The sequence below is a fragment of the Candidatus Omnitrophota bacterium genome, from assembly GCA_041649175.1.
GTDB lineage: Bacteria > Omnitrophota > Gorgyraeia > Zapsychrales > JBAZNR01 > JBAZNR01.
This window is the reverse complement of record JBAZNR010000001.1, coordinates 947,228-971,901: the sequence shown is the minus strand read 5'-3', so window position 1 is coordinate 971,901 and position 24,674 is coordinate 947,228. Positions and strand designations below refer to the sequence as shown.

The window sequence follows — 24,674 nt, the reverse complement described above, 5'->3', positions numbered from 1 at the left end:
TTCGTTTTCTCGCTTTTGATTGATGCGTTAGTACGGATCTTTGGAAGACCTAAAAATATTATAAAACCCCGAAAGCTTCAGCCAGATGCTTAAGGGGTAATCCTTATTGCTAAAGCGAATTCGCTTAATCTCGTAAAGATCTTTGTTGAGACGATCATAGCCGCGATTGGTCGTGCAAGCGCCTTTGTAGCCGGCTTGGCGCGCGATCTCTTTCGTTTTTTCCGTAAACCCACCCGCAGGATACGCGAGCGCATTGACCACTCGTCCTAATTTTTCTTCTAATATTTTCTTGCTTTCCGTGATCTCAAACCGCTGTTTATCTTCATCGCCATCCGGTAAATAGGTATGGCTGACCGTGTGGCTTCCGATAGAAATATTTTGCTTTTCCATTTCTTTTATTTGATCCCAGCTCAACCACCCTTTTTGCCCAACTGTAGTGACGAGAACAAAGATCGTCGCCGGAAATTGATGCTTTTTTAATTCCGAAAATGCGTAAATATAATTATCTTCATATCCATCGTCAAATGTGATGACAACACTTTTAAACGGCAGCCGACGCTTGGTTTTAATGGCATCAATAAATTCTTCCAAAGAAATGACGTTATAGCGATTGGCCTTAAGATATTCCATGTGCTTGGAAAAATTCTGCGGGCTAACGGTATTGCCTGTGGATTGGTGGTGGTAAGTGGGAATAAGGTTTTCAGATCTTCCGGCATCATTAACACTGTGATACATCATGATCGGAACAACGTAAGAGGAAGAAAGCCATAAAAAGACGGCAATGACAATAACGGGCAGGCTAAAAAGAGCAATAAATAATTTCTTGCGCATAGATGAAATAAAAAAATTAGATCCGCGAAAGTCTTTCTTTGACTAAATCGCTTACGGCTTTACTGTCTGCTTTGCCGGCAACTTTGGGCAAAATGATTTTCATAACTTTTCCCATATCTTTGGCTGCTGTTGCGCCGGATTCCTTGACAGCTTCGTCAACTAAAACTTTCAATTCATCCGCAGACATTTCCGGGGGCAAGTAAGCCTTCAGGACGGAGATCTCAAATTTTTGCTTCTCGATCAAATCCGCACGCCCGCCTTTTTCAAATTGTTCCAAAGAATCCTGCTGCTGTTTTAATTGCTTTTTAATGACCACAATAACATCCGCGTCGTCCAGCTTCTCAACCCGCTTATCGATCACCATATTTTTAAGCTGAGCGCGCAAGAAGCTTAAAACAGCCGACTTGGCCGTATCTCTATCTTTCATCGCCTGTTTATAGTTGTTCGAAATTTGTTCTTCCAGCGTCATAATTCCACCCTTCATTAATAAAATACGGAACGTTAAATTTCTATTATATTAATTGTTTTATGCCTTGATTTCAATCCTTTTATGATTTCAATGCGATTTTTGGAAACTGAGAAATGCTCGGAAAGAATTTTTGAAAGGGCCTTATTGGCTTTTCCGTCAACGGCGGGAGCGGTCAAATATACTTTCAAAACCCCGTCATCATCTTTGACGAGATTTTTTCTTGCTCCGGCAATTACTTTGATATCAACGCGCATTTAAGATCCTTTTTTAGCTTTAAACAAAAACACCTATTTATGCAATAGGTGTCATTGTGGACATCTTTATTGTGCGCAATACGAAAACGCGCAACCAGCGGCCTATTCTTCCGCGGCAATAGAAACGTTGATCTTCACCTTCCGGCTTGATTTTGCGGGTGCTATTGCGGCAGGTGTTCCCACTACAAATCCGCGATTCCCGATCTCTAAGGCAATTCTGTCGCGCTCTTTTTGAGCAACAACCCGCGCCAGATGCGCCTTATGCTTCAATTGACGAATATTATTTTTGATGGAACGCAATCCTTTACGGATAAGCCCTAAGGCAGATTTTCGTTCGGATAGATCTTGGATATCTCCGGAATATAAACGAATTCTTTCTTTGGCATCGCTGAGCTGAATAGTTAACTTTTCATATTCCGCCTGCATCGCAGAAATACGCTTATTCAGGCTCGCGTTCTGTTCTTGCTCACCGGCAAGCATTATTTGGACTTCGGATAAAAGACTTTTTGTCTGCTCAAGGTCGGCCGCAACAATTTCCAGCTCAGAAACTTTCTGGGCATATTGCTGAACGGCCGTGCGGTAAAGCTGGGATTGTTGGTCAACAACAGCAGATAATAATTGATGAGATTGTTCTAAGGCTTTTTGATTTTGAAGTTGTTGAGAAAAAGATATGGCGACCAAGGCGATCATGATAACTGCCAAGGCTGTTCCGGTTATATTTTTGATCTTTGCCAGGCTTTCGATCCGGGAAATCTTGATTTGAATTTTCTCGCGCAAACGAGAAACAAGCTCTTGAGCCGGTTCAACAAATTCAATGCCCCATAAAAGATGAGATCCTTTTTGCCTTGACCAAACCATGCGCCCTAAAGCCGGGATAAAGCTATCCTGGCCCGCCTGCGCAACTTCGAAAGACAAAACAGAATTTCCGGAAAAAGAACTCTGAGTATCGGCCTCCAACATCATTCCAAAGGCACCGATATTCTTTACCGTCCCGCGCCCGCTGACATTGCTGTCTTTTAAATGCCAAACGATCGGAAGCTTCTCGTTAATACGTTGACTGCGCCTTAAATCTTTTTGCGAACCTTGCATTATGACCTCCCTAAAAATGAACAAACAGCCTTTTATGCTAGGCTGTTTTTAAAAAATTTTTTTAACCGTCGTATCGTCAATGATTTTGCCGTAATTTTAATGGGGTTATTCTAAAATCGTCTTAAGTATATAATGAAGGTTGGCAAATGACAAGAATATTTTATGGCGGCCCCGAAAACCTCTACCAAGGGATATGCATGGTCCCTTCCGTGGGCTTAAGCTTTTCTTGCTCACGCTGGCGCTGATACGCCTGGTCCTGCAATTCATAATCGCGATCCGTAAAAGTCATACAGCCGCTAAGCAAAATAATCCCCAATAATGCTAAAACTACCATGCGTTTACCCTTATAAGCCGGATATATCATCTCAGGAACAGATCTCCCTGGATATTTTGTTTAGCGAGAACGCCTTTTTCTAAACTTTGACTTATTTTTCGGTACTGACAATGCCCGCAATTCTTGGAATAATCAGGCATTTGATCGTTTAAAAGGCATTCATGGGCCTGAACAATAACAGGCTCCACCCATGCATCACTTCCTTCGTAAGGAATGATCTCTAAATTAAATTCGAGTTTCGCATCGAAAGAATTTCTTGTTTTATCGGCGTTACAGAAAACAAAGTAACCCATATCCGAAACTTTAAATTCCAAACGGCGTAAAAGCCACTGATAGATCTCCATTTGCCGCTTGAAGGCTTGACGATATTCGGCATCGAGGCTAATTTCCGCGCTCGTGCTGGTTGATTTATAATCCACCACGAATAATGCACCCTTCTCATCAGCCCAAATATCATCCACCGCTCCGGTAATAATCAGATTGGTCGGTTTATGATGATACTGAAGCCCTTTGAAGTTTTCCCGCCATTCATCCATCATTGGATGCGCGAAAGGAACAGCGCGGACATCGTGCTTTTCCATTAAGGGATGGGCTTTCCCTTTCATGCGGTATTGATCAAATTCTTTTTTGAGCAAACTGTCAACGGCAGAATTAAGCGTATACGGAGGAGTAGCAGGCGGTTCAATACCTAAACGCCGATCAAGATAAAAACAGCGCGGGCAATTCAGAAAGTTTTCTAAGCGCGACCTGCTTAACTTAAAAGGTGTTTTCGCAGTCGGATCAAAGAGATTGCGTGTCCGCTGATATGGTTTTTGTTCTGCCATTTTAAATCCACCCGCACAAGGAAAGCGCGCAAATCGTTTTGGAGTCTTTGATCTGCCCTTTGCGAAACATTTTTTTCATTTGAGCGCGGCTCACGATACAGGTGCGAATAACTTCATCCGCCTCTAAGCAGGATTTCTTTTGAATTAACCCCTCAGCTTTATAAATGGTAATAATTTCTGTTGAATAGCCCGGAACAGGATAGATCTTTCCAAGCCGCGTTAATGTTCGAGCCGCGAAACCTGTTTCTTCAACGATCTCCCGGCGGGCGCATTGAAAAGGAGTTTCGCCCTTTTCTATTGTACCGGCCGGAAATTCATAAAGAAATTGTTTGATCACCGGGCGGTATTGCCTCAAAAGAATAACTTTTTCTTTGCTTAAGAACGGAACAATAAGCGTTGCCCCGGGATGAACAATAATTTCAACATTCATAACGCGCCCGTTAGGCAGGCGCCGTTTTTCTTTTTTCAGTTGTAAAATTTTCCCTTTGAAATAAGCCACTAGTTAAAAACCTTATCTAAAATAGCGCCGATGAGCTCTTCTTCAGCACTTTTAGGTTGCTCTTGGCCGTCAGGATCCTGCCCTTCCGGCGTTGATGGCTCAGAGGTTTCATCCCTTTTAAAAACCTTGTCTAAAACTTTCTCTAATTCTTCCCGGCCACGATTAGCCATGATCCGCTTTCCCAAATATTCCAGGTCAGGAAAGAATGTTAAATTGGGGATCTTGCCTCCGATGCGCAAAGGAATCGCGATTTGCTTATTCTCATCAAACAAATATTGTAAACCTTCCGCAGAGGCACTCATAGCCTCAGAGAGATCTTGAGGAATAACGATCAAAGTGTTAAGCGTGATCGCCTGATCGAAGCTAAGACGGCCATCTCCCGAAAGAGCAAAAGCATCGGTTTCCACTTGAAGAGAATCGATCACCAAAGTATTTTCAGAAATATGATTTCTTAAATCAACTGTTTTAAGGATCGTATCTTCCGATTGCATGGCATCTTTATATTTCTCGGGAAGATTTTCGTTCACCTTTTCAGCCAGACCGGGGATCATAGAAATTTTACTTAAAACAAGTTTTAAGACATTGATATTTTTTAGCTTTCCCCCTTTAACATTCAGAGAACCCGTTCCGGATAAAGATTCAAATAAGTTATCAGGCGCGAAACCTTTTCCGGAAACATTGGATTGACCGAATAACTTTCCCTCTAACCCCACGGGTTGATCTTGCGCGGGAACTATTTTTGACAAGTCAATAGCGTCTATTACCAGGTCAAAATTAAATTTCTGTTCTTTAAGATAATCCTCAATAGTTCCATCACCGGTAATATTTCCATCGGCTAAGCCAAGTTTTGCATTTTTAATCTCGAATTTCTTCTCATCGGCAGCAAAAGAAGCCGTCACCGGATCAATGGGCAAAGGCAGTGATGATAACCTAAGTTTTCCGCCGATGATCTTTCCGTCTAAAGATAATTCGCGTAAACCCTGTGCGCCGACAACAGCCCTTTGAATATCGCTTTGCAGCTGCCCTTCAACAGCCTTGATCATCTCTAGATCTTTCGCAAACGATAAAGAAGCATATAATTCCGGCAACGATATTTCGGAAAGATCAAAATTCAACTTAAGATCATTAAACGTGGCATTCTGTTTTTCTAAATCAACCGTCATTTTTCCATCCAGAATAATATTTTGCTTTCGGCTCCACAAAGACGCCCGAGCTATTAAGTTGGAAGGACGCTTTGAGGCCAAATCATTAGCTTTAATATCAAGAGAAGAAATAACGACCTTTAATTCCGGAGAAAAACTTTGATCAACAAAAACGATCTCGCCATTCTTAAGCCAAACGGAGCGGATCGATAATGCCGGAAAGGCTGCGGCGGATGAAGAGTGGACTTGTGCCATCGGTAATGCTGCTTCGGCTTGCCCGGCGCTCATATTCGCGCGAGAAGCATCTTTAGAAAGATCTTGCTTATCTGATGCCGGGACAAATGTTTGAACATTAAAAACACCATTTTTGTTACGGATAAGAATAAGTTTGGGCGAATTTATCTGTAAACTACTGAGAGCAATTTCCCGCCTTGAGACAAGAGGAATGACGTCAATGCCGAGATCAATATTCTCAACTTCGAGAAAATTTTCTTTAGAAAAATCAAGGTGATCGGAGATCGCAAGTTTGCTGATATTAAGGACAATGCCCTGTGTAGCCGAAAATGTTAATCTTAACTGTCCAACCGCAGCAGTCCTGCCCGTGCTGTCTTTGATCGCCGAAAGTATTTGCGGTTTATATTTATTGATATCGAATGTTTTTAAGAAAACATATCCCGCTATTCCCGCAATAAGGAAAACAACAAGAAAAACAATCAAAACGATCTTAATGATTTTCATTTTTTTATTTGATCCTTTTAAGATTTTTGATTTTGGAACGCCCGGCAGTTCTTATTTTATTTAATGCCAAAAAAACGATACTAAAACTTGAGCTGAAACAACACGCATGATCATAACCAAGGGATATACCGTCGTATAAGATACGGCCGGTATATTAGAGCTGGTTAAAGAGTTCGCGAAGGCTAAGGCCGGCGGATCTGTCATACTTCCGGCTAAAAGGCCGCAGAGGGATAAGAAATTCAATTTATATTTTAACCTTGCGAATAAAGCAACGACCGCTAAGGGCACAAAGGTGATCAAAGAAGCAATGGCCATCCAATACAATCCCTGCCCTTGCGTGAGTGTCTCAACAAATTTATCCCCGGACCGCAATCCCACGCACGCCAAAAAAAGCACGATCCCGATTTCTCGTAACATAAAATTCGCGTTAGCGGGCATATACCAGATCAAAGGCCCAATGCGGCCGATGCGACTTAAAATAACGGCAACGATCAGCGGCCCGCCGGCTAAACCCAGCTTGATAGGAAGCGGCACGCCCGGAAAATAGATCGGGCAGCTACCTAAAATAACGCCCAGGACGATCCCGACAAAGATCGGAATGACATGAGGATGGTCTAGCTGTTTAGGAGAATTTCCTAATTCAATGGCTACCCTTTTTATGGGATCTTCTTCGCCGACTATTAAAAGGATATCTCCAAATTGCAAACGCAAATCTTGTGTCGCGCTAAATTCAATTTCGGTGCGATGCACGCGCGTGATCGTAACGCCATAACGCGTTAATAGATCAAGCTCTTCAATGCTTTTACCGATCACTGCTTTCTTAGTCACCACAACTCTTTTACTGGTAATTTGACTTTGGATCTTACGCAGATCAATATTGCTTTCGCTGCCGATAATAACCCGCAGCTCTTCTAGCTTATGCGCCGGCCCCACAGCTAATAAAACATCATTAAGATGCAAAACCATATCCGGCTGCGCGATCTGCACTTTATTGTCGTGCATCATACGCGAGATCACAACGCCGGACGCGCTAAGGCCCGGAATTTTCTCGATCGTAAGGCCGTTGAGATTTGAATTCTTAACTTCCAAATTCATCGCCTTCAGTGAGGATGCCATCTGAGCGCGTAGGTGCTCATAATTTTCGGCTTCTTTTTGCGGATTCAAACGGAAAATTGTCTTAGCTAAGATCATCGTTATAATAATTCCAAGGATACCGAACGGATAGGCGATCGCATAGCCAATGCCGGGAAGATTTAGGGTTTCCGCCGTTACACCGCTCATTTCTTTTAAAGCCTGTTGAGCGGCCGCCAAGCTCGGCGTATTAGTTGTCGCTCCGGAAAATAATCCCACCGCCACCGCCATATCAACAGAAGCTAAGCGGTGAATTAAGATCGTGATAGCAACGCCTAAAAGAACAACAGCTGCAGCCATTAAATTAAGCTGCAATCCCGCTTTTTTAAGCGAATCAAAAAATCCCGGACCCACTTGCATTCCCACGGTATAAACAAAAAGAATGAGGCCAAATTCCCTGGCAAATTCCATCACCTGGGGATCGATGGTCATTTTAAAATGCCCAAAGATAAGCCCCGCGAAAAGAACGCCGGCAATCCCGAGGTGGACACCAAAAATCTTCATACTGCCCAAAGCCAGCCCTAAAGCGGCAATAAGGCTTAAGATAATAACGGTGTGCGCCACCGAATCCGTAGTAAAAAGTTGTATCAAAAAATCCATTAGGTCATTCCGTAGGTTTAAGAAAAATTAATAACTTTTAAGAAATTGTACTCTTTTAAATTTCTACGTCAAGAAGTGCTTTCAAACTTTCCGGGCTCGTTACCGGCCGTTGACACGCATGGTTACGACAAACATAAATGGTCGGCTGGCCGCTGACTAAGCCCTGCTCTTTAATAAATGGTACAAGCTCTATTAATTCCTGCTCTTCTTTTTCATTGAGAACTCGAAGAATAATGATCTTATTAGGGATAAAGCACGCATAAACTTCCCTCAAGATCTGCCTTGTTTGCTCTGAGCGATTTTCGGCAACGACCACAATTTCACAAGAAGGGCCAAGAGCAAAATCTAATGCGGTAAGCATCTGGGCATATCCGGCTGGTTGATGCGATATTTCATCAGAAAAAGCAGAAAAGACCTGTTGCGCGTTTTTTTCCCAATGACTGTCCGGAAAAAAACGCGCCAACCGAACAAACACTAAAGCCGCCACTGAATTTCCCGAAGGCAAAGCGCCGTCATAAACTTCTTTAGAGCGAAGAATAATATCTTTTGCGTCAGCCGCGCTTAAAAAGAACCCTCCGTTTTTCTCATCCCAAAAAAGGCACATCATTGTTTCTGCGAATTTAACGGCTTCTTTTAAATAGGCCGTTTTAAACGTTGTCTCATAAAGATCCAGAAGGCCGTTAATAAAAAAAGCATAGTCCGTCAGATGGCCGGCAATGGCCGCTTCACCATCTCGGAAACGATGCCACAGAGTTCCGTCTTCTCTGACTAACCGGCTCAAGATAAATTGCGCCGCGTCTTCGGCGCCTTTTTGATATTTGGGTTCATTTAAAACTATAGCCCCAAACGATAAAGCCGAGATCATCAGCCCATTCCAATCCGTTAAGATCTTATCGTCTAAATGCGGACGCGGCCTTTTTGTGCGCAAAAAAAGAAGTTTTTCCTTGGAACGCTTTAAAACTTCCTCTATTTCTTCCATCGATTTTTTAAAATGTTGTGCGGTCGCTTCAACTGTTTTTGCAACATAAAGAATATTCTTTCCTATAAATTCGCCGTGAGGATCATGGTCGGCATTGCCTTCCAGGCGAAAATTATAATGATAATAAAAGATCTCACTATCCCGGACCCCCAGAGCATCTTCGATTTCGTTAAAGCCCCACAGATAATAGGCTCCTTCTTTTTTCTCGGGATGACGATCGCCTTGTTGCAGAAGAGAAGCCTGCTCCGGCGCGACACTATCCGCATCTTCCGCGCAGAAAAATCCTCCTTGAGAATACTGCATATCCCGTAATACATAATCAAAAATTTCACGGGCAACAATCGCATAATCTGAATTTTTTGTCGCCTGATAGGTTTCCAGATAAGCCTTTGCTAAAATAGCCTGGTCATAAAGCATCTTTTCAAAATGCGGAACTTGCCACTGACGGTCCGTTGAATAGCGATGAAAGCCTCCGCCTAAATGATCGCAAATGCCGCCTTTGCTTATTTCTTTAAGAGTTTTCTCAACGATCTTCAAGATTTCCGGCTGTTTTGTTTTCTTCCAAAAGCGCAGTAAAAAAGACAGGTTATGCCCCATCGGAAATTTAGGAGATTGCCCAAAACCTCCAAAAACAGGGTCAAACATCGCGCTCAACTGCCGATAAGCCACGGAAAATATTTTTTCATCTATGGACGATGCGTTATTGTCCCGCGCTTCTTCGCGCAACAATAAGGCTTGCATCATTTCCTCGCTGGATTGCAGAATTTTTTCCGGCTGGCTGCGCCAATTGCCGCTCACAGATAATAAAACTTGTTCAAAAGACGGGCTGCCCCACTTAGCTTCGGGTGGAAAATATGTTCCGCCAAAAAAAGGTTTTTTATCCGGTGTCAGAAAAACAGACAAAGGCCAGCCGCCTGACCCGGTCATAGCCGTAACAAATGACATGTAGATATGGTCAATATCCGGGCGCTCTTCCCGGTCAACTTTGATACAAACAAAATGTTCGTTGAGAATGTCGGCGATGTGATCGTCCTCGAAAGATTCCCGCTCCATCACATGACACCAATGACAGGTGGAATAACCGATCGATAAAAAAACCGGCTTGTTTTCTTTTTTTGCTTTTTCGAAAGCCTCAAGCGACCACGCATACCAATCAACCGGATTGGCGGCGTGCTGAAGAAGATACGGACTTTTTTCTTTGATAAGACGATTAGGATTGGACATCAATTCAATATGATAAAAGCGATGCGCTAAGGAATGGTGATCGTCGCTTCGCTTTGGCCGGCTTCGCTACAGATCAATTTTGCGTGAATAACATCATCTCGGTTAGCCTGAAAAGGAATTTGTTCAAAAACTCGAGACGCGGAATTTTGAGACGAAAACGAAAACCCAACAGGATCTTCCTGATTCTTGCTGACAGCGATCCTTCGGACATAATGCTTGCGGGGATTTTTAGAAACGTGTTCTGCCTGGACCGTTAAAGCTCCGTTAGCGCTATCATAGCTAAGTTCAACACCGGAAGGCGGATGAGCAAAGGCCATCGGCAATAAAAAAAAGGTTGAAATAAAAACACATAAAATAATTCTTTGGAAGATCATTATCTTGATTATTTTCTTTTTGGAAGGCTTAAGCCATTCGATCAATAAGCTTATTAACTCTCTCTAAAAGCTCATTGGCAAGACGGTCGTTTTCCCTGGCTTGAATGTGCCTCTTCTGCTTCGTTTCAAGGATATTGTCCAATTCCCGTAAAATACGCTCGAAAGCGCCTAAAAGGCGGCTGGAGGCACGATAGGCCCAAATAATATTAAGAAAGAAAATAAGCGGAAGAACAAGAAGAATGAGGATAATAACGATCTTAACCGTCGGAATTTCACGAGCCGGATTAAGGATAGAATTCGTCACGTCATAAGAAAGATAAGAAACGCAAATCGTCAGCACGATAACTGTTGTCAAAGAAAAAGCAATGATCAAATTAAGTAACGGGCTTTGGAATCGATTAACGTGCAAAAGAGATCTTTTTACTGATGGTGGCATCATGCCCTCCTTTTAAAGTAGATAAGTGTCTAAACCTCTATTACTATACCTTTCGGCAATATATTCTTCAATATAAATATCGTTTTTGTCCGTAAATACGAACAATGCCAATAAGTTTAAGGAAAACGGCTTTCCGCGCGCAGTGTTACCGTAGATCTTTTTCCGAGAAAACCTGCGCCGAAAATATCTCGATCGTTGTCTGCGGGTCTTTCCAGGCATCCGCGAGAAGTCCGGCTTTATGGGTGCAGAGATTTTCTAACATCTCTTCTTTGCTCCATCCAAATTCTGTGGCAACTTGCGGTAAAAATAGGCCTTGATGAAAACCACGTTTAACGATCGCCCCATGGACACCGACTTCTAATTCATTGATATCTGTAATACGCCGGGGTTTTGACAGGACAGAAACTTCAATCTCTACGTCCTTCAATTCCTGCGCGTTAACGGGCGCAAAACGCGGGTCTTGCGTCGCGGACGCGATCGCCATATCACGCACCGTTAAATACAAAGGGCCTCTTCCCAGAATATTGCCGATACAGCCTCTAAGTTTTCCTTTTTGATGCAATGTGACAAAAGCCCCTTCCTCCTCATGCAGGCGTTGATCAGAAGTTTCCGGTGTAAATGTTTTCTGGGACGTTAATAATTGCTCAATGGTTGTTCGGGCTATCGTTAAAAGTTCTTTTTTCTGAGACAATGTTAATGCAGAAATATATTCGCTATCTTTTTTCACCGGGTCATCTCCTTTGATATCTTCTCTGTAAAAAGCAACAGCTCCATAACCGACCACGCTTGATTTGTCATTGGTCACATCTGCGGAATTAGCATAATGGATGATCTCGGCTTTGTTGATATTATTTTCTTTCGCAAAGGCTATTGCCGTAACCACTCCTGGGAAACCGCACATCTCCATCGCTTTTAAAGAACATTGCAGCCACAGTTGTTCGCCTTGAAAATTTTCAATAGCCGCCAGCGTTGCCTTATCCATGCGCCGAGCTGTTGCATCATCGTGATAGTGCGATAGATCCGTGCTGACAACAATTAAGACATCCTCGCGCTCACCAATGGCAGACGTAAGCGCTGTGGCTAATGCCTTACTATCATTATACCTGGGCCGCCCGGTTAGTATCGGAACAATTTTAAGCTGACTGAATGTTTTCTGCAAAAAAGGGATCTGGACTTCCAAGGCATGTTCCCGGTCAAAGGCTTGTGGAAATGATTTGATGCGGTCATCGGCGGCGATCAATTGATTAGAGAATTCCTCATCAACAGATACAGAGCCTAATGGTGTTTCGAAACTGCCTTGCGGCCAAATTGAAAAACCTTCGAAATCAGAAAAATGACTGGGAGCAACAATAACAATTGTCCCGTAAGAATTTTTTTGGGCCGCTTTGTAACCAAAGGCAGCAACTCCGCCAGAATAAATATAACCGGCATGCGGAACGATGAGGATCTTTATTTTTCCGCCTATCTCAACGTTTTTTGCTTGCAACAACATGCCATCGATATCATCTGAAAGCTTTTTGGGATCCGCGCTATAAAACTGGCCACTGGCATTGGGAGCTTTCACTGTTTCCAAAGCAAGCAAAGGATTTAAGGAAGAGGCTAGAATAATGACAGCAAAGAAATATTTTCTCAACCGTCCCTCCTAAGTTTTATTTTGTTTTCTTTTGAAAATACCGATCTAGGCCAAATTGAGAAGTTTTTTCCGGAGAAATCTTCAGGAGAGTTAAAACAACTAATGTTGTCGTATCTAAAACGATGATTAAAGCAGGAGAAATTGAAACGATACTGCCAAAACATCCGCATTCATCTAAGGGTAAGCCGCGCCAAATCGCTTGCATGACCATCAGGATAAATCCGAGAAATAAAAACCACGCTAAGCGTAATGAAAAATGGATCCAAAGCCCCAGGACAAGAAAAACGCCGGTAAAAAGTTCTATCCAGGGAACAGCTTGAGAGGCCACATCATTAAAAATAGGATTACCGATCTCATAACTTTGAACGACATAAAGAAAGTTTTCGATCGGGCTTATGAGCTTCTCAAATCCCGAAACGATCAAAACGCATCCAATAAAAATTCTTGCTAGCGCTAACATCAATTATGGCTTTCCTGTTTTTTGTTCGGCAAAATGGCGATCAAGGGCTTGCTTGAGAGAGATCATCCCCACGACCATTTTTCCATTAATAAAATATGTCGGGGTTGATTTGATCCCTAAGGCTTTTCCCTGCTCTTTTTCTTTGAGGATCCCGGCCTTTGTTTCCTCGCTCTCAACACAGGCATCCAATTTCTTTAGATCAAGCCCTAGAGCATGAGCCTTTTCGCGAAAGATCGCGTCAACATTCAGTAAACGTTCCCAACGCGATTGCTCCTTGACCAGAAAATCGTGAAACTCCCAAAATTTTCCTTGTTTAGCGCTACATTCGGCATACGAAGCACTTTTGAGCGCATACTTGTGGATCTGGCTGATAGGATAATGCTTTACTTCTAAATAGATCTGTGACGGATATTTCTTGAGATATTCTTTTAAAGCGATGGCGCCTTTAGCGCAAGCGGGACATTGGAAATCAAGATACTCAATGATCTTAATAGGCGCTTTAGGATTACCTTTTGCGCGGGCTAAAATGGAATAATTGGGCAGATGGGAACGCAAAGACTTCAAAATAAATTTGGCTGCATGCACAGAAATAACGCAGGCAATCATAACAATAATCGTCGCTGTGATTTTTGAGATCTTAGTTTTTTTCATAAATACAAGGGTTGCTAATTGGAATTTAGTATAACATAAAAATAAAAAGATACGAATAAACAAAAATCAATATTTGATTTTAAAAAGCAGGCCCGCTTCGCCATGAACAATGGCGAAGCGGGCCTGCTTAACATCTCTTTTATTTATAAAATCTAAGCTTTACGGATTAACGGGGGCCGCTTGTTCAGCCGAAGGAGCATCCTCCATGGGCTGAGCATCTTCAACAACATTTTCCTCTACCGGGGCATTAACTATTTCCGGTTCCGGAACTTTAAGAGGGTCGAGGATCAGTATGCGATTTCCGCTCGCATCATAGCTATAGCGCTCTTTATCATTAACTTTATGGATGCGCACATCGATAACATTTAATTTTCCACCCACATTTTCAACGTCCAGGTCCAGATCAACACTATCGTTGCTATTCATATCTTTAAAGCTGGCGCAAACATAATAATACTCTCCACTTTTTCCGGTATTTTCCTGAACCTTCTCAAGCGTCAACTCTCGAATATCTTCCGCATCCGGATCATAGACATCAAATGTTCCGGTTTCGCTGGATTGCTCATTGATGTAATTCGTAACAGTACTGCGGATCTCTTCCGAGGAAGGCACGACAGTAACATCCGCCGGCTCTATAACTTGGCTATCCATAACAGCCGCCTCTTGAGCAAAAGAAATTTGCGCAACCAACATAACCGCTGCCAGAATACCGACGCCTAGAAAAATCTTTTTCATCCCATCCTCCTTATTCTCAATGAATATCTCTGCCGCCAATAGAAACAAATTACCAAAATGCCTTTAATTGAGTAAAAAAATTCTACTCTTCGGCAATTGAGAAATCAAGACATTTTTAGGTGGAAGTAACGGGAGAACTACTTTAAGAAAGCGATCAGGATTTGTTTTGTTTCTCGCTATTTTCCTGCGCAAGAGGAGGAGGCGTGACATTAAAATCAAGGCTCGTCTTATTACCAAGCTTATCCCAAACAACAAGGCGAAACATCAAATTATTCGTATCCTGCTTCGTTAACTTATAATTATAAAGAACGTTTTCCTGGATTTGATCAAAAACACCATCCTGCGCAATTAATTTGCCCGCGGCAACATATCCTTTTAAAGTAAAGATCTCGACTTTCCCTCCCGTGATAGGAGAAGCGCCGGATGATGTGTCATCAATAACGGCCCTTAACTGAATCGATCCGTCTTTATGCAAAGAATTCAGCCCCAATATTTTGGGACCAAGATGATCAGCCGGCGTAACAACAATGTCCCAGGACACCGCATCACTCATTTCAAGCGCTTGATAAGATACTTGCGCCTTAACACTATGCGAACCGACATCACCATAAGCCGAACTGTAAGTCCAGCCTTTCCCATCAGCATCCATCACCGGCTGTCCATCCAGAAACCACTGGATAACCGGTTTTCTGTCAGATGAAAATTCTTTTTGTGGTAATTTTCCCCTGTCGATCAGTTCAGCTTTATTATTCTCGGCTTCCATCTTTTTTGCTAACAATGATTCCACCATCTCGATCTCAGTGACATCAACAGAAAATTCTACGCTTTCCCCTTCTTCGATCTCAAGAGAATCCTGTTTGGGCTGATAGCTTTCAACAAGGCTGATCTCATCGCTATTAACAACCTGACTTCCAACATCATCACCGGGCGCCGAACCATATGTGCCTGATTGAACACGGATATCCGTAATGAAAGTGCTCGGCGTCGAATAACCCGATGCCTGAGCTATGTTTAATTCGGGAACAGAAATTTCTTGAATAAGGCGAACAGTTCCGCCCTCGTCATCATCTTCGACAATCGGGATAACATGATTCACCGTTATCATAACAGTTGCCGTATTACTGCCTAATTCTCCGTCATGAACGTTAAATGTGAAACTATCCGTTCCGACAAAAGCAAAAGAAGGAGCATATGCTAAGTTAGGGGCTGTCCCGCTTAAAACACCGTGAGTCGGCTGGGTTAAAACAGAGTATTGCAAATAACCTCCCTCAGGATCATAACCAGTTAAGGTAATGTTCAATGCAACATTTTCCTGAGTGGAAAGATTTTGGTTATAGGCAACCGGCGGTTGAGATGGCGGAGGCATATAAACATCTTTGATCGTCACAACAACATTAGCCGTAGAACTTAATCCGTCATTATCAATGACTTTTAGGCTGAACGTGTAGCCGCTATCTTTATCAACTTTTGGAGCAACGAATTGCACACGCGCTTGGTCGAGCGGGTCACGAATGAGCGAAACTCCGCCCAAAGATGTCCAGGCGTAGCGAACGATGTTGCCATCCGGATCACTACTAGAAGAACCGTCTAGTAAAACGGTTGTTTCTTCATTAGCCGGATTAGGCGTCGCAACAATGGCCGCAACAGGCGGTTGAGGAGGAAGAGATTCTTGCACATTTTTTACCGCGATAACAACACTCGCCTGCGCGCTCATTCCATCGTTATCCGTTACTTTTAACGTGGCAGTATAATTGGCATCTTTCTGAACTTCGGGAGCCAAAAATTGCGCGCGGCTGGGATTAAGCGGATCAAGTATAAGAGAAAGGCCTTCTTGGACCGACCATTGATATCGAACAATTGTTCCATCTAAATCAAAGCTGTCCGATCCGTCCAAAACTCCGGATTGTTTTTCATCAATAGGATTAGGTGTTGCAACGACAATAGCAACAGGCGCAACGAAAGCGGGGTTTTCAATAGCTAATGTAACGCTTTCGACATCTGTTAATCCATCATTATCCGTAACCATCAATGAAAATTGATATTTCTTATTTCGATCGTTTTTAGAGATCTCAAAGCTTGCAATAGGCTTATCCCCATCTTTGACCCTCATGACATTAAGGGCCGAATTATCATCAAGTGACCAACGGTACGAAACAACACGCCCGTCTTTATCATTGCTCTTGGAGCCGTCCAGCTTGATCAGATCTCCGGGTTTAGCCGGATTAGGCGATATCTCAATAACGGCTTGCGGATTTTGCGTGGAATTCTGGACATGAACAACAACCATATCAGAATCTGTTAGGCCGTCATTATCCGTAACCGTAAGAATAAATTCATAGCCAACATCTTTATTCACCGAAGGCGCAAGGAATGTCGCGTAAGGACCCGTCGGGTCAATAAGATCAATTCCTTCCGGCGCCTGCCAATGGTACAAAACAATATTTTCATCATCCGAACTTGCCGATCCATTAAGCAAAGCCGTTTGCCCTTCCATAATAGTATCGGGAACCGCTTGAGCAACAGCCTGCGGCGGAACAGACACCTCTTCCACATTTTGAACAAGAACATTCACGGCCTGAGAAGCCGTTTCGCCTTCATTATCCGTAACGGTTAGTGTAAAGTTATAAGCAGTATCAACTTCTACTTGCGGAGCGGTAAATGTAGTGATCGCGCTATCGGGATCGGCGATATCAATTCCCGCCGGTCCATCCCAATGGAAAAATACATTTCCGCCGTCAGGGTCAGAACCAGATCCCTGTAAAGTAACTAGAATACCTTCTTGGACAGGATTGGGGTTTGCGGAAACACTGACAACCGGCGGCTGGAGCACGCTCAAATCAAAAGGACAACTTCCTAAATCAGCAATACTGCTATCAGGATCGAGTAGACTATTAGGATCTCCGGAATTGATACAGGGAGACTCCGACTGAAGCCGATAATCTTGCCCAAAAGAATTGATGAAAAGAGGATCAGCGGAAATATTATTTGTACCCGCATTGAGAATAGCAGGATCATCGGAATCATTGTAGTTAGCGCGGAAGATATGGAATGTATCTGGAGCAACTTCTTCCATTGCGCCGTTATCCCAAGCAATATTGTTCTTTAATGAAACACTGCTGTTGTTAAGAGTTAGTAAATGCTCATTATTCGCCATCGTGTTGTTAACAAGGTGGACGCTCCCGGGAAGCACGAGATCAGCTCCCTCCATGGCCGTCCCATTATCGTAGAAAAGATTGTGGTCGAAATAAGCGTTAGCCGATTTAATAGATCGCCAATTGTAGAAAATGTTATTTTTGAATATCCCATAATTTAAATTTAAATCCTCAGTTCCAGAATTGCCAACAAAACTGATATTTTCCACAACTAATTTTTTCTTTTCTGCCACGACATCTGAAATAAGAGGAGAACTATTCATCAAAGACGATGTCAATATAACTTCTCCCGGATTCCCAAGGCCTTTCATGTACAGCCAATAGGCATTATGATTAAGCGGATAGCCCTGATAAACACCAGGATGCACATGAATTTCTCCTAAATATTCATAAGGGTCGGGGGTCTCATTAAACCATGCAATGGCCGGTTCTAGCGTATTGAAAGGATGTGCTAGTGTGCCGTCGCCGCCGGCCGGAGCACTAGCATCGACATGGATAGCATAGTAACCGTTGTAACGCGTCCTGATACCAATTGAATTGTGAAACTCATCCAGCTCTTGAATTGTATTATTGGGATCTATCAAAACCTTCATCCCCAGATTTCCATAATTTGGCCAAGAAAAACTACCGCGAATAGTTGCTATTTCTTGAGCCGATAAATTGGGGATCGTATATTCTCCGAGAAGAGTTTCTCCTGCTCCATATGTGCTATAGACCTGAACAAGTAAATCCTGGACTACCTGAAAACCCTTGTTTTCAACATAAGCAGTAAAAGTAACCTGATCGCCGGGCTGAGGATTAGTGTTATCAACCAAGGTAAACAAAGAAAACTCCGGCTTTGTGGAATATTGCTGCCGATAAGCTGCAATATTTAAAGCCGGGTCTCCCAAAAAATTAAAGATCTTGCGATGGTAACCGTCGCTGTCTTGCCGTGTCGGAGTTACATAATTAATTTTTGCATTTCTGATCGCATCGCCGATAATGTTTACGCCATTGGTATATATTTCATTGAGGATCAGCGGCTCATACGGCCAAGTGCCGGATGCCCATGGTTCACGGGTTGCGCCAAAATAAGAAACCGCGCCGCCATTTGGATTCTTTAAGAACGCCTCCCCGACGCAATCAATAGAAGCATGCCCCGGATACGGATTGTCAACGCACGCCGAGTTGCTTGCCAAAGCAATAACAAATGCTGGCTGACGATCCATATTCGTCAAGCCGGCAATTGCCGTTGCCGCCACATCAGGATTATCCCAATACTCTTGCATCGAGTGCCCTTTGTACGTTACAAACAAAGCACCCTGTGCATTTAAATAATTCACGATCGTATTTTGGTTATAGCTGTAGCCAGGAGCTCCATATTTAAAATATTTAGCCTCTTTGTGATGCTGGATCATCGTCGGCCATTCAGAATCTGTGCTGACGCTGCCGATGATCGTAAGATGGCGAGTTGCCCAATTATTTTCATCTTGCGGCGGATTAGTTTCGAAGTTAATAGTTTTATTCACTACTGTTTCAAGCTCAACTTCTGTTTTTATAGGGAACCGGCCGATCGCAATTTCGGGCGAAAAATCTTCGCCGGACAAACACGCGTAATCGTGATCGCTGGTCGGAATACCATCCCACTGGCCAGCTTCGCTTCTCCAGGTTGGTAAAAACCACGTTTGACTGCTAAATCCTCTATCCGCGTCACCAACTAAAAGCACATATTTAAGAGACGGGTCAGCACTTTCGCGCCAACTATCATAAGCATGCTGAATGAACGCCTTGATCTTTTCCTGCGACGTCGCCCCGGAATAAGCCGCGTAAATATCGACAAGATAAGCAACACCAACAGAATAGTGTCCACCCTGGACAGACGCACGATGATCAAGATGAGTAGAAAGCGCCGGAGAGCCTGCAAAGGCGTTGGCAGAAATAACTAAATAATCAATGGAAACTCCGGGATCCGGACTGATGATATCACTCGCGCTAAGCAAATGGACAATGCCCGGCTCCAGAGGAGAAGCCACAGCGTTTGTTGCCGGACTTAAAGCAACCAGCAACAAAAAAAAGGCTATATGTAGTTTCTTAAGATGACTCATCGTTTTTATCCTCTTTAATAAGACTATAAATAAAAAAACCGAACTGCTTATCCGTTATTTGATAAGGCAATTCGGTTCTTAACTACTTGCTCATATCTTCGGTAGCCCAACCCTCCTCATTTGCCGGCGAGGAGTTGCGGCTTTGCGTCTTGCGATTACTCGCAATTTGCCCTTATCGGATATTTCCAACTTTAACTAATAAATACAAAGAACAAGTACTATTATCTCTAACCCAGTACAAGTATGCCGTATGGATCGTCGAATGTCAAGGTGGGCTAAATAGTTAAGCCTTTGTAAATAAATAACTTAAAAGCACCAGAAAAACACCTATTATATTTCGATTCCAATGAGTTTTTTGAGGATCGTCCCAACACCAAAGCTGATAAAAGCAACCGACAAAGAAATGGCGGCCATTTCAATAAACCGGCGCCAAAATTTTAAACCCTTAGCTGTCGTAATATAAAATGTGTATCCAAAAATAATGAGAATGCTCATACTCAACATACTTGCTAAGGCCACATAAAGATTCGAAAAAACGAAATATGGCACGATCAAAAGAAAAACAGTAACGAGATACGCAACGCCGGTATAAAAGGCTGATTTTAAAGGGCTTTTTTCTTCATTTTGATCCGCTTCTTCTTTGGACGACAGATATCCCGACGCGGCCATAGACATAGAAGCAGCAATACCGGTGATAAGCCCGGTCACGGCGATGATCTTCCCGTTTTGTAAAGCAAAAGTAAGCCCCGTTAAAGCCCCGGTCAATTCCACCAAGGCATCATTCAATCCTAAAACAACAGAACCGGCATATTCAACCCGCTCTTCTTTCAAAATAGACAAAAGTTCTTTTTCGTGCTTTTGTTCATCAATGACTAAAGCGCTAGTTTGCGGAAAATGATTTTTCAACTGCTGATAGGCATCAGCAGAAAGGATCTCTCCTTTTTCCATCAGCTTTAAAGCAAAAGATAAGCCAAAGATCTTCGAAAGAAATATATACCAAAAAACCATTATGCGGTCAGGTTCAATATCCCGTCCGGATAATGTTTTCCAAAACTGGCAATGCTCTTTTTCATCTTTGGCAATCTTCTCTAAGATCTCTCGATTATGCGTATCGGTGATTTGCTTGGCTAAGCCGGCATAGATGTGGTATTCCGTGATCTCGTTACGTTGCGCTTTTAAGACAGCATCAAGGATCTTTTTATCCATATTATTTTCCTCTATTGTAAAGTTAAGATATGCATAACGCCTTTGCGGATCATCATAACGGCGATGGCGGCCAAAAGAAGACTGGTCACCTTGGATAAAGCACGCGACCCCGCTTCGCCTAAAACTTTTATAAGAAAACCCGATGTCATAAAAAATAAGCCAACCAAGACAAGATTAGCAAGGATAGAAATAAACGTCGCGTATAATCCGTGTTCGCCGATCATAATAAGCGAAGTTGTTAAAACCGCCGGACCAACGATTAAAGGCGTTCCCAAAGGAACAACGCCCAATTCTTTCGGTGGAATTCTTTGAGGCTTATTAGGCAGAACTAAGTCAATGACGGCCAAACAAAAAAGAATAGCACCGCCCGCCACCATAAAATCCCCGATGGTAATTCCTAAAAACTTAAAAACTGCCCTGCCAACCAAAATAAAACCAATGGCTAAGCAACCGGCCGTTATCAGCGATTGAACAATGATAGAAATTCTTTCTTTGCGCTCTAATTCCTGGGTCAGCCCGACAAAGATCGGTAAAAGCCCGATCGCATCAACCGCGACAAAAATGGGAATAAACGCCAAAAGAATGTTTTCCATAAACCCCAATATCCTTTCGCTAAAAAATGTAAGCTATTTTTTCTCTGATTTCGTCTTGAGAAGTGAGGCTACTACAGAAATGATCAGTATGCCAACCACAAATCCTAAAGAAATTCCCGTGGATATCTTGATAAAATGACTGGCGATCATCTTAAGCCCGACAAAAACTAAAATAACCGAAAGCCCGTAATGCAAATAATGGAAAAGCGGCATAATGCCAGCCAAAGCAAAATAAAGCGCGCGCAATCCTAAGATGGCAAAAATGTTCGAGGTGTAAACGATGAAGGGATCAAGGGTGATCGCTAAAACGGCAGGAATAGAATCAACGGCAAAAACAACATCGGTTGTTTCTACCATCAGAAGCGTAATGAATAAAGGCGTTGCCCAGGTCTTATTATCTTTTTTGATAAAAAACCTATCTTGTTCGTAATTTGTCGTCACCGGCATAAAGCGCCGAAATAGTTTTAAAACGGGATTTCGTTCGGGATGGATTTCCTCATCTTTATGAACCCCCATGCGAATACCGGCTAAAACCAAGAATAAACCAAAAATATAAATGATCCATTCAAATTTATGAATTAAAGCGACGCCCGCGAAAATAAATATAGCGCGCATGACCTGCGCGCCTAAAATTCCCCAAAATAAGATTTTATGCTGATATTCCTTGGGAACACGAAAATACGAAAAGATCATGATAAAAACAAATAAATTATCAACACTTAGAGACTGCTCAATGAGATATCCGGTCAAGAACTCTAAAGCCGGTTTTTGCCCCTTCCATATCAAAATGGCTAAATTAAAAAGCAGCGCTAGCCCAACCCAAAACGCGCTCCACAGCAAAGCTTCCTTTAGCTTAACTTCATGCGAGCGGCGGTTAAAGACAAGGACGTCTAAAATAAGCATCCCTAAAACGAAAACGATAAATATGGTCCACCACCATGCCTGCGCTGACATTATCTCTCCTTTGATGTAATGCCGCTATTATAAACACCCTGACAAAATATTTCCAACATTCTTTAGAATTCGTTTTTGCCGTAAAGCTATTCCATCAAAACCAGCAGCGCCATCAATCCTACGCCCAAAATAATACAGACAAACTGCCCCAAAGAAATAGAAGCCTTCACATCATGATGAAGTTCCGGGATAAGGTCAGAGCCGGCGATATACAAAAAACCTCCCGCTGTCACCGGGACAATATAGGAAGCGTAACCGGTAATATGCGGCCCGATAAAAAGCGATATTCCAAGCCCAACAAAAGCAGTTAAAGCCGAAAGGAAGTTAAAGAAAAGTGCCTTGCGAACTGTCAAGCCGCTATGGACAAGAATACCAAAATCACCTATTTCTTGAGGAATTTCATGCAAGATAACAGCCAAGGTCGTCGCGACACCGATAGCGGGGCTCGCCAAATAACTTGCGCCAATGATCATTCCATCCATGAGATTGTGAACCGCATCACCGATCAAACTTAAAGTTGCCATCGGGTGAACGTGTTCATGCGATGATTCTAAAATATGGCAATGCCGCCATCGTAAAAATTTCTCCAGAACAAAAAATATTAAAATACCGCTAATGACCAGAAGTGATGTTTGCAGGCTAAGCCCTAATTCTTCAAACGCTTCCGGCAGAAGATGAATAAAGGCATCTCCGAATAATGCTCCGACAGCAAAACTTACCAAGAAAAGAAGGATTTTGCGCAAAAACTCTTTATTAAGAGAAAGCGTAAAAGCCCCGGCTAAAGAAATAATGCTCACCAAGCTGACGCTGATCAAGGCAGAAATGGAAGGATTCATAAGGCTCCTTTTAAGTTAAAAATTATAAATGATCGTCATAACAATTGAGTCATTGGCATCCGTATTTTCACCAAAGATCGTCCGCTGATACGCCAAAAGAGTTTGGATGCTATCATTCGACCAGCCAATTCCGGGAACGGCTAAGACATAACTGGAATCATTCGCGGGAATTTTGTCTCCGTCTTGTTTGGTGTCCCCTTGCGTATAACCGTTTAATTCAAATAAAAGATTAAATCCTTTTGGTAGAAAATATTCAACACCGATATCGTAAGCTAAAGAATTTCCATATTGCGTTTTAACTTCATCAACTTTGGTTACCAAGGGAAAGGAATAGATCGCATCCGCGTGAAAAATGAACGGTTTGAAACGCTTGGTTAAAACAAAGCCATAGCCGTGTTCATAAGAACCAGTCCCGAAGGAATCCGTTTCCAACTTTTCGGCCTCAAGTTTTTGATATGGCCCGCTCGGCAATTTAAGCTGGAATATCCCCGTGACCTGCGGAAAAATTTTTGTTTCATCTAGAAAACAATATCGAGAATATAGGTAGGTATCGCCAAAACCTTCCGCATGAGCTTCCTCGCCGCTTTGTTCAATAAAATTTTCCAGGTAAGCCATTTGACCGCTGATCTCTAGGCGATCCGTAAGCCCATACTGGAGGAATAGTTGCTGCTGATATTGATACTTCCGATCGCCTTCGGGAAGCGAATCTGAATTCCCCTCCGCGTCAAAAGTGCCGCGGGTGTGTGTATAATAAAAAAATGTTTGAGCTAATAATTGATTTTTCTCGCTAACAGGTGCTGTCCAAGCCGTAATTGGACCTGCCGACGGCGGATACCATTCGCTTAAGTCCTGCGAGCTGCTGTTATCCTGTTGCGCGAAAAGTAAACCGCAGCAACTCAATAAAATAAAACCAGAAAAGATGATCATCCGTAGAGTTTTTATATTCACCAGTGTCTCCCTTTAGCTAAAAATAAATTATTTGACTCCTCTATTTTCATCGGCACTTTGCACATAAGCCTTCCACCTGGAAAATATGGCGTTCCGGTTTGCACTTTAATTTTTGTCTAAGGATTTTCTCGGTATGTTCAAAAAGGCATTCACTTAATTCGATGATCGAATGGCATTTTCGGCAGATAAAATGATGGTGATGATGCGCGCGGTCTTCGTGCCGGCAAAACCCGTAGTAAAGCTGCTGGTCGCTTGACTCGATCCTAAAGAGAAGGCCGATCGAAGAAAGCTCTTCTAAAATACGATAGGTAGTCGGCAGTCCAACTTGATCAAATTTCTTTCGTAAAATCGCCCAGACTTCCTGCGGGCTTAAATAATCTTTCCGGCGGGAGAAAAGGTCAATGACCGCTTCACGCTTGGGAGTGACTTTAAGAAAGTGTTTTTTGAGGCTTGTCGTAAATTCTTTTTGGTTTTTCATAAATAGAAATGATTTCTATT

The 24,674-nt window shown here is 42.7% G+C and carries 23 protein-coding genes and 1 riboswitch; all 23 genes read right to left on the bottom strand.

Features of this window, described 5'->3' with window-relative positions:
• Window positions 1–27: 27 nt before the first annotated feature.
• Window positions 28–831 (bottom strand): polysaccharide deacetylase family protein, encoded by an 804-nt coding sequence (locus tag WC676_04005; protein MFA5059771.1) that lies wholly within the window; start codon window positions 829–831, stop codon window positions 28–30.
• 16 nt (window positions 832–847) lie between these two features.
• Window positions 848–1,300, bottom strand: coding sequence for a GatB/YqeY domain-containing protein (locus WC676_04000; GenBank protein ID MFA5059770.1), 453 nt, complete (start codon window positions 1,298–1,300; stop codon window positions 848–850).
• A 32-nt stretch (window positions 1,301–1,332) separates the two neighbouring features.
• The gene (locus tag WC676_03995; GenBank protein ID MFA5059769.1) at window positions 1,333–1,554 is read right to left on the bottom strand and encodes a DUF167 domain-containing protein; all 222 of its coding nucleotides are present in this window, start codon (window positions 1,552–1,554) and stop codon (window positions 1,333–1,335) included.
• A 102-nt stretch (window positions 1,555–1,656) separates the two neighbouring features.
• Entirely contained in the window at window positions 1,657–2,643 is a 987-nt protein-coding gene (locus tag WC676_03990) for a PilZ domain-containing protein (protein MFA5059768.1), read from the bottom strand.
• A gap of 181 nt (window positions 2,644–2,824) precedes the next feature.
• The gene (locus WC676_03985; protein MFA5059767.1) at window positions 2,825–2,977 is read right to left on the bottom strand and encodes a hypothetical protein; all 153 of its coding nucleotides are present in this window, start codon (window positions 2,975–2,977) and stop codon (window positions 2,825–2,827) included.
• A 26-nt stretch (window positions 2,978–3,003) separates the two neighbouring features.
• A complete protein-coding gene (locus WC676_03980; protein MFA5059766.1) occupies window positions 3,004–3,801 on the bottom strand; it encodes a PD-(D/E)XK nuclease family protein in 798 nt (265 codons plus the stop codon).
• 1 nt (window position 3,802) lies between these two features.
• Window positions 3,803–4,231 (bottom strand): NUDIX hydrolase, encoded by a 429-nt coding sequence (locus tag WC676_03975; GenBank protein ID MFA5059765.1) that lies wholly within the window; start codon window positions 4,229–4,231, stop codon window positions 3,803–3,805.
• Window positions 4,232–4,299: 68 nt separating this feature from the next.
• Window positions 4,300–6,180, bottom strand: coding sequence for an AsmA family protein (locus WC676_03970; protein ID MFA5059764.1), 1,881 nt, complete (start codon window positions 6,178–6,180; stop codon window positions 4,300–4,302).
• Between the two features lie 60 nt (window positions 6,181–6,240).
• Window positions 6,241–7,911: a putative transporter gene (locus tag WC676_03965; protein MFA5059763.1), complete on the bottom strand. Its 1,671-nt coding sequence runs from the start codon at window positions 7,909–7,911 to the stop codon at window positions 6,241–6,243.
• 55 nt (window positions 7,912–7,966) lie between these two features.
• Entirely contained in the window at window positions 7,967–10,114 is a 2,148-nt protein-coding gene (locus WC676_03960) for a thioredoxin domain-containing protein (GenBank protein MFA5059762.1), read from the bottom strand.
• Between the two features lie 26 nt (window positions 10,115–10,140).
• Window positions 10,141–10,488 (bottom strand): hypothetical protein, encoded by a 348-nt coding sequence (locus WC676_03955; GenBank protein ID MFA5059761.1) that lies wholly within the window; start codon window positions 10,486–10,488, stop codon window positions 10,141–10,143.
• A gap of 28 nt (window positions 10,489–10,516) precedes the next feature.
• On the bottom strand, window positions 10,517–10,927 hold the full coding sequence (locus WC676_03950) for a hypothetical protein (protein MFA5059760.1): 411 nt from the start codon (window positions 10,925–10,927) through the stop codon (window positions 10,517–10,519).
• A 142-nt stretch (window positions 10,928–11,069) separates the two neighbouring features.
• The gene (gene amrB, locus WC676_03945; protein MFA5059759.1) at window positions 11,070–12,557 is read right to left on the bottom strand and encodes an AmmeMemoRadiSam system protein B; all 1,488 of its coding nucleotides are present in this window, start codon (window positions 12,555–12,557) and stop codon (window positions 11,070–11,072) included.
• Between the two features lie 16 nt (window positions 12,558–12,573).
• On the bottom strand, window positions 12,574–13,017 hold the full coding sequence (locus WC676_03940) for a MauE/DoxX family redox-associated membrane protein (protein MFA5059758.1): 444 nt from the start codon (window positions 13,015–13,017) through the stop codon (window positions 12,574–12,576).
• A gap of 3 nt (window positions 13,018–13,020) precedes the next feature.
• Window positions 13,021–13,668 carry a thioredoxin domain-containing protein gene (locus WC676_03935; protein MFA5059757.1) on the bottom strand — a complete coding sequence of 216 codons (648 nt, stop codon included), beginning with the start codon at window positions 13,666–13,668 and terminating at the stop codon, window positions 13,021–13,023.
• Between the two features lie 159 nt (window positions 13,669–13,827).
• On the bottom strand, window positions 13,828–14,403 hold the full coding sequence (locus tag WC676_03930) for a hypothetical protein (GenBank protein MFA5059756.1): 576 nt from the start codon (window positions 14,401–14,403) through the stop codon (window positions 13,828–13,830).
• A gap of 154 nt (window positions 14,404–14,557) precedes the next feature.
• The gene (locus WC676_03925) at window positions 14,558–19,639 is read right to left on the bottom strand and encodes a C25 family cysteine peptidase (protein ID MFA5059755.1); all 5,082 of its coding nucleotides are present in this window, start codon (window positions 19,637–19,639) and stop codon (window positions 14,558–14,560) included.
• Between the two features lie 97 nt (window positions 19,640–19,736).
• Window positions 19,737–19,820: riboswitch (cyclic di-GMP riboswitch) on the bottom strand.
• A 149-nt stretch (window positions 19,821–19,969) separates the two neighbouring features.
• The gene (locus tag WC676_03920) at window positions 19,970–20,845 is read right to left on the bottom strand and encodes a VIT1/CCC1 transporter family protein (protein MFA5059754.1); all 876 of its coding nucleotides are present in this window, start codon (window positions 20,843–20,845) and stop codon (window positions 19,970–19,972) included.
• Window positions 20,846–20,856: 11 nt separating this feature from the next.
• A complete protein-coding gene (locus WC676_03915) occupies window positions 20,857–21,438 on the bottom strand; it encodes a MarC family protein (protein ID MFA5059753.1) in 582 nt (193 codons plus the stop codon).
• A 33-nt stretch (window positions 21,439–21,471) separates the two neighbouring features.
• On the bottom strand, window positions 21,472–22,392 hold the full coding sequence (locus tag WC676_03910; protein ID MFA5059752.1) for a TerC family protein: 921 nt from the start codon (window positions 22,390–22,392) through the stop codon (window positions 21,472–21,474).
• Between the two features lie 86 nt (window positions 22,393–22,478).
• On the bottom strand, window positions 22,479–23,228 hold the full coding sequence (locus WC676_03905) for a ZIP family metal transporter (GenBank protein ID MFA5059751.1): 750 nt from the start codon (window positions 23,226–23,228) through the stop codon (window positions 22,479–22,481).
• A gap of 15 nt (window positions 23,229–23,243) precedes the next feature.
• Complete coding sequence (locus tag WC676_03900; GenBank protein MFA5059750.1) at window positions 23,244–24,176, bottom strand: transporter; 933 nt, start codon at window positions 24,174–24,176, stop codon at window positions 23,244–23,246.
• A gap of 46 nt (window positions 24,177–24,222) precedes the next feature.
• Complete coding sequence (locus WC676_03895; protein ID MFA5059749.1) at window positions 24,223–24,654, bottom strand: Fur family transcriptional regulator; 432 nt, start codon at window positions 24,652–24,654, stop codon at window positions 24,223–24,225.
• Window positions 24,655–24,674 lie beyond the last annotated feature (20 nt).

Coding starts and splice junctions, on each gene's coding strand:
- WC676_04005 (MFA5059771.1), bottom strand. CDS start 831: ATGCGCAAGAAATTATTTATTGCTCTTTTTAGCCTGCCCGTTATTGTC.
- WC676_04000 (MFA5059770.1), bottom strand. CDS start 1,300: ATGACGCTGGAAGAACAAATTTCGAACAACTATAAACAGGCGATGAAA.
- WC676_03995 (MFA5059769.1), bottom strand. CDS start 1,554: ATGCGCGTTGATATCAAAGTAATTGCCGGAGCAAGAAAAAATCTCGTC.
- WC676_03990 (MFA5059768.1), bottom strand. CDS start 2,643: ATGCAAGGTTCGCAAAAAGATTTAAGGCGCAGTCAACGTATTAACGAG.
- WC676_03985 (MFA5059767.1), bottom strand. CDS start 2,977: ATGGTAGTTTTAGCATTATTGGGGATTATTTTGCTTAGCGGCTGTATG.
- WC676_03980 (MFA5059766.1), bottom strand. CDS start 3,801: ATGGCAGAACAAAAACCATATCAGCGGACACGCAATCTCTTTGATCCG.
- WC676_03975 (MFA5059765.1), bottom strand. CDS start 4,231: ATGAATGTTGAAATTATTGTTCATCCCGGGGCAACGCTTATTGTTCCG.
- WC676_03970 (MFA5059764.1), bottom strand. CDS start 6,180: ATGAAAATCATTAAGATCGTTTTGATTGTTTTTCTTGTTGTTTTCCTT.
- WC676_03965 (MFA5059763.1), bottom strand. CDS start 7,911: ATGGATTTTTTGATACAACTTTTTACTACGGATTCGGTGGCGCACACC.
- WC676_03960 (MFA5059762.1), bottom strand. CDS start 10,114: ATGTCCAATCCTAATCGTCTTATCAAAGAAAAAAGTCCGTATCTTCTT.
- WC676_03955 (MFA5059761.1), bottom strand. CDS start 10,488: ATGATCTTCCAAAGAATTATTTTATGTGTTTTTATTTCAACCTTTTTT.
- WC676_03950 (MFA5059760.1), bottom strand. CDS start 10,927: ATGATGCCACCATCAGTAAAAAGATCTCTTTTGCACGTTAATCGATTC.
- WC676_03940 (MFA5059758.1), bottom strand. CDS start 13,017: ATGTTAGCGCTAGCAAGAATTTTTATTGGATGCGTTTTGATCGTTTCG.
- WC676_03935 (MFA5059757.1), bottom strand. CDS start 13,668: ATGAAAAAAACTAAGATCTCAAAAATCACAGCGACGATTATTGTTATG.
- WC676_03930 (MFA5059756.1), bottom strand. CDS start 14,403: ATGAAAAAGATTTTTCTAGGCGTCGGTATTCTGGCAGCGGTTATGTTG.
- WC676_03925 (MFA5059755.1), bottom strand. CDS start 19,639: ATGAGTCATCTTAAGAAACTACATATAGCCTTTTTTTTGTTGCTGGTT.
- WC676_03920 (MFA5059754.1), bottom strand. CDS start 20,845: ATGGATAAAAAGATCCTTGATGCTGTCTTAAAAGCGCAACGTAACGAG.
- WC676_03915 (MFA5059753.1), bottom strand. CDS start 21,438: ATGGAAAACATTCTTTTGGCGTTTATTCCCATTTTTGTCGCGGTTGAT.
- WC676_03910 (MFA5059752.1), bottom strand. CDS start 22,392: ATGTCAGCGCAGGCATGGTGGTGGACCATATTTATCGTTTTCGTTTTA.
- WC676_03905 (MFA5059751.1), bottom strand. CDS start 23,228: ATGAATCCTTCCATTTCTGCCTTGATCAGCGTCAGCTTGGTGAGCATT.
- WC676_03895 (MFA5059749.1), bottom strand. CDS start 24,654: ATGAAAAACCAAAAAGAATTTACGACAAGCCTCAAAAAACACTTTCTT.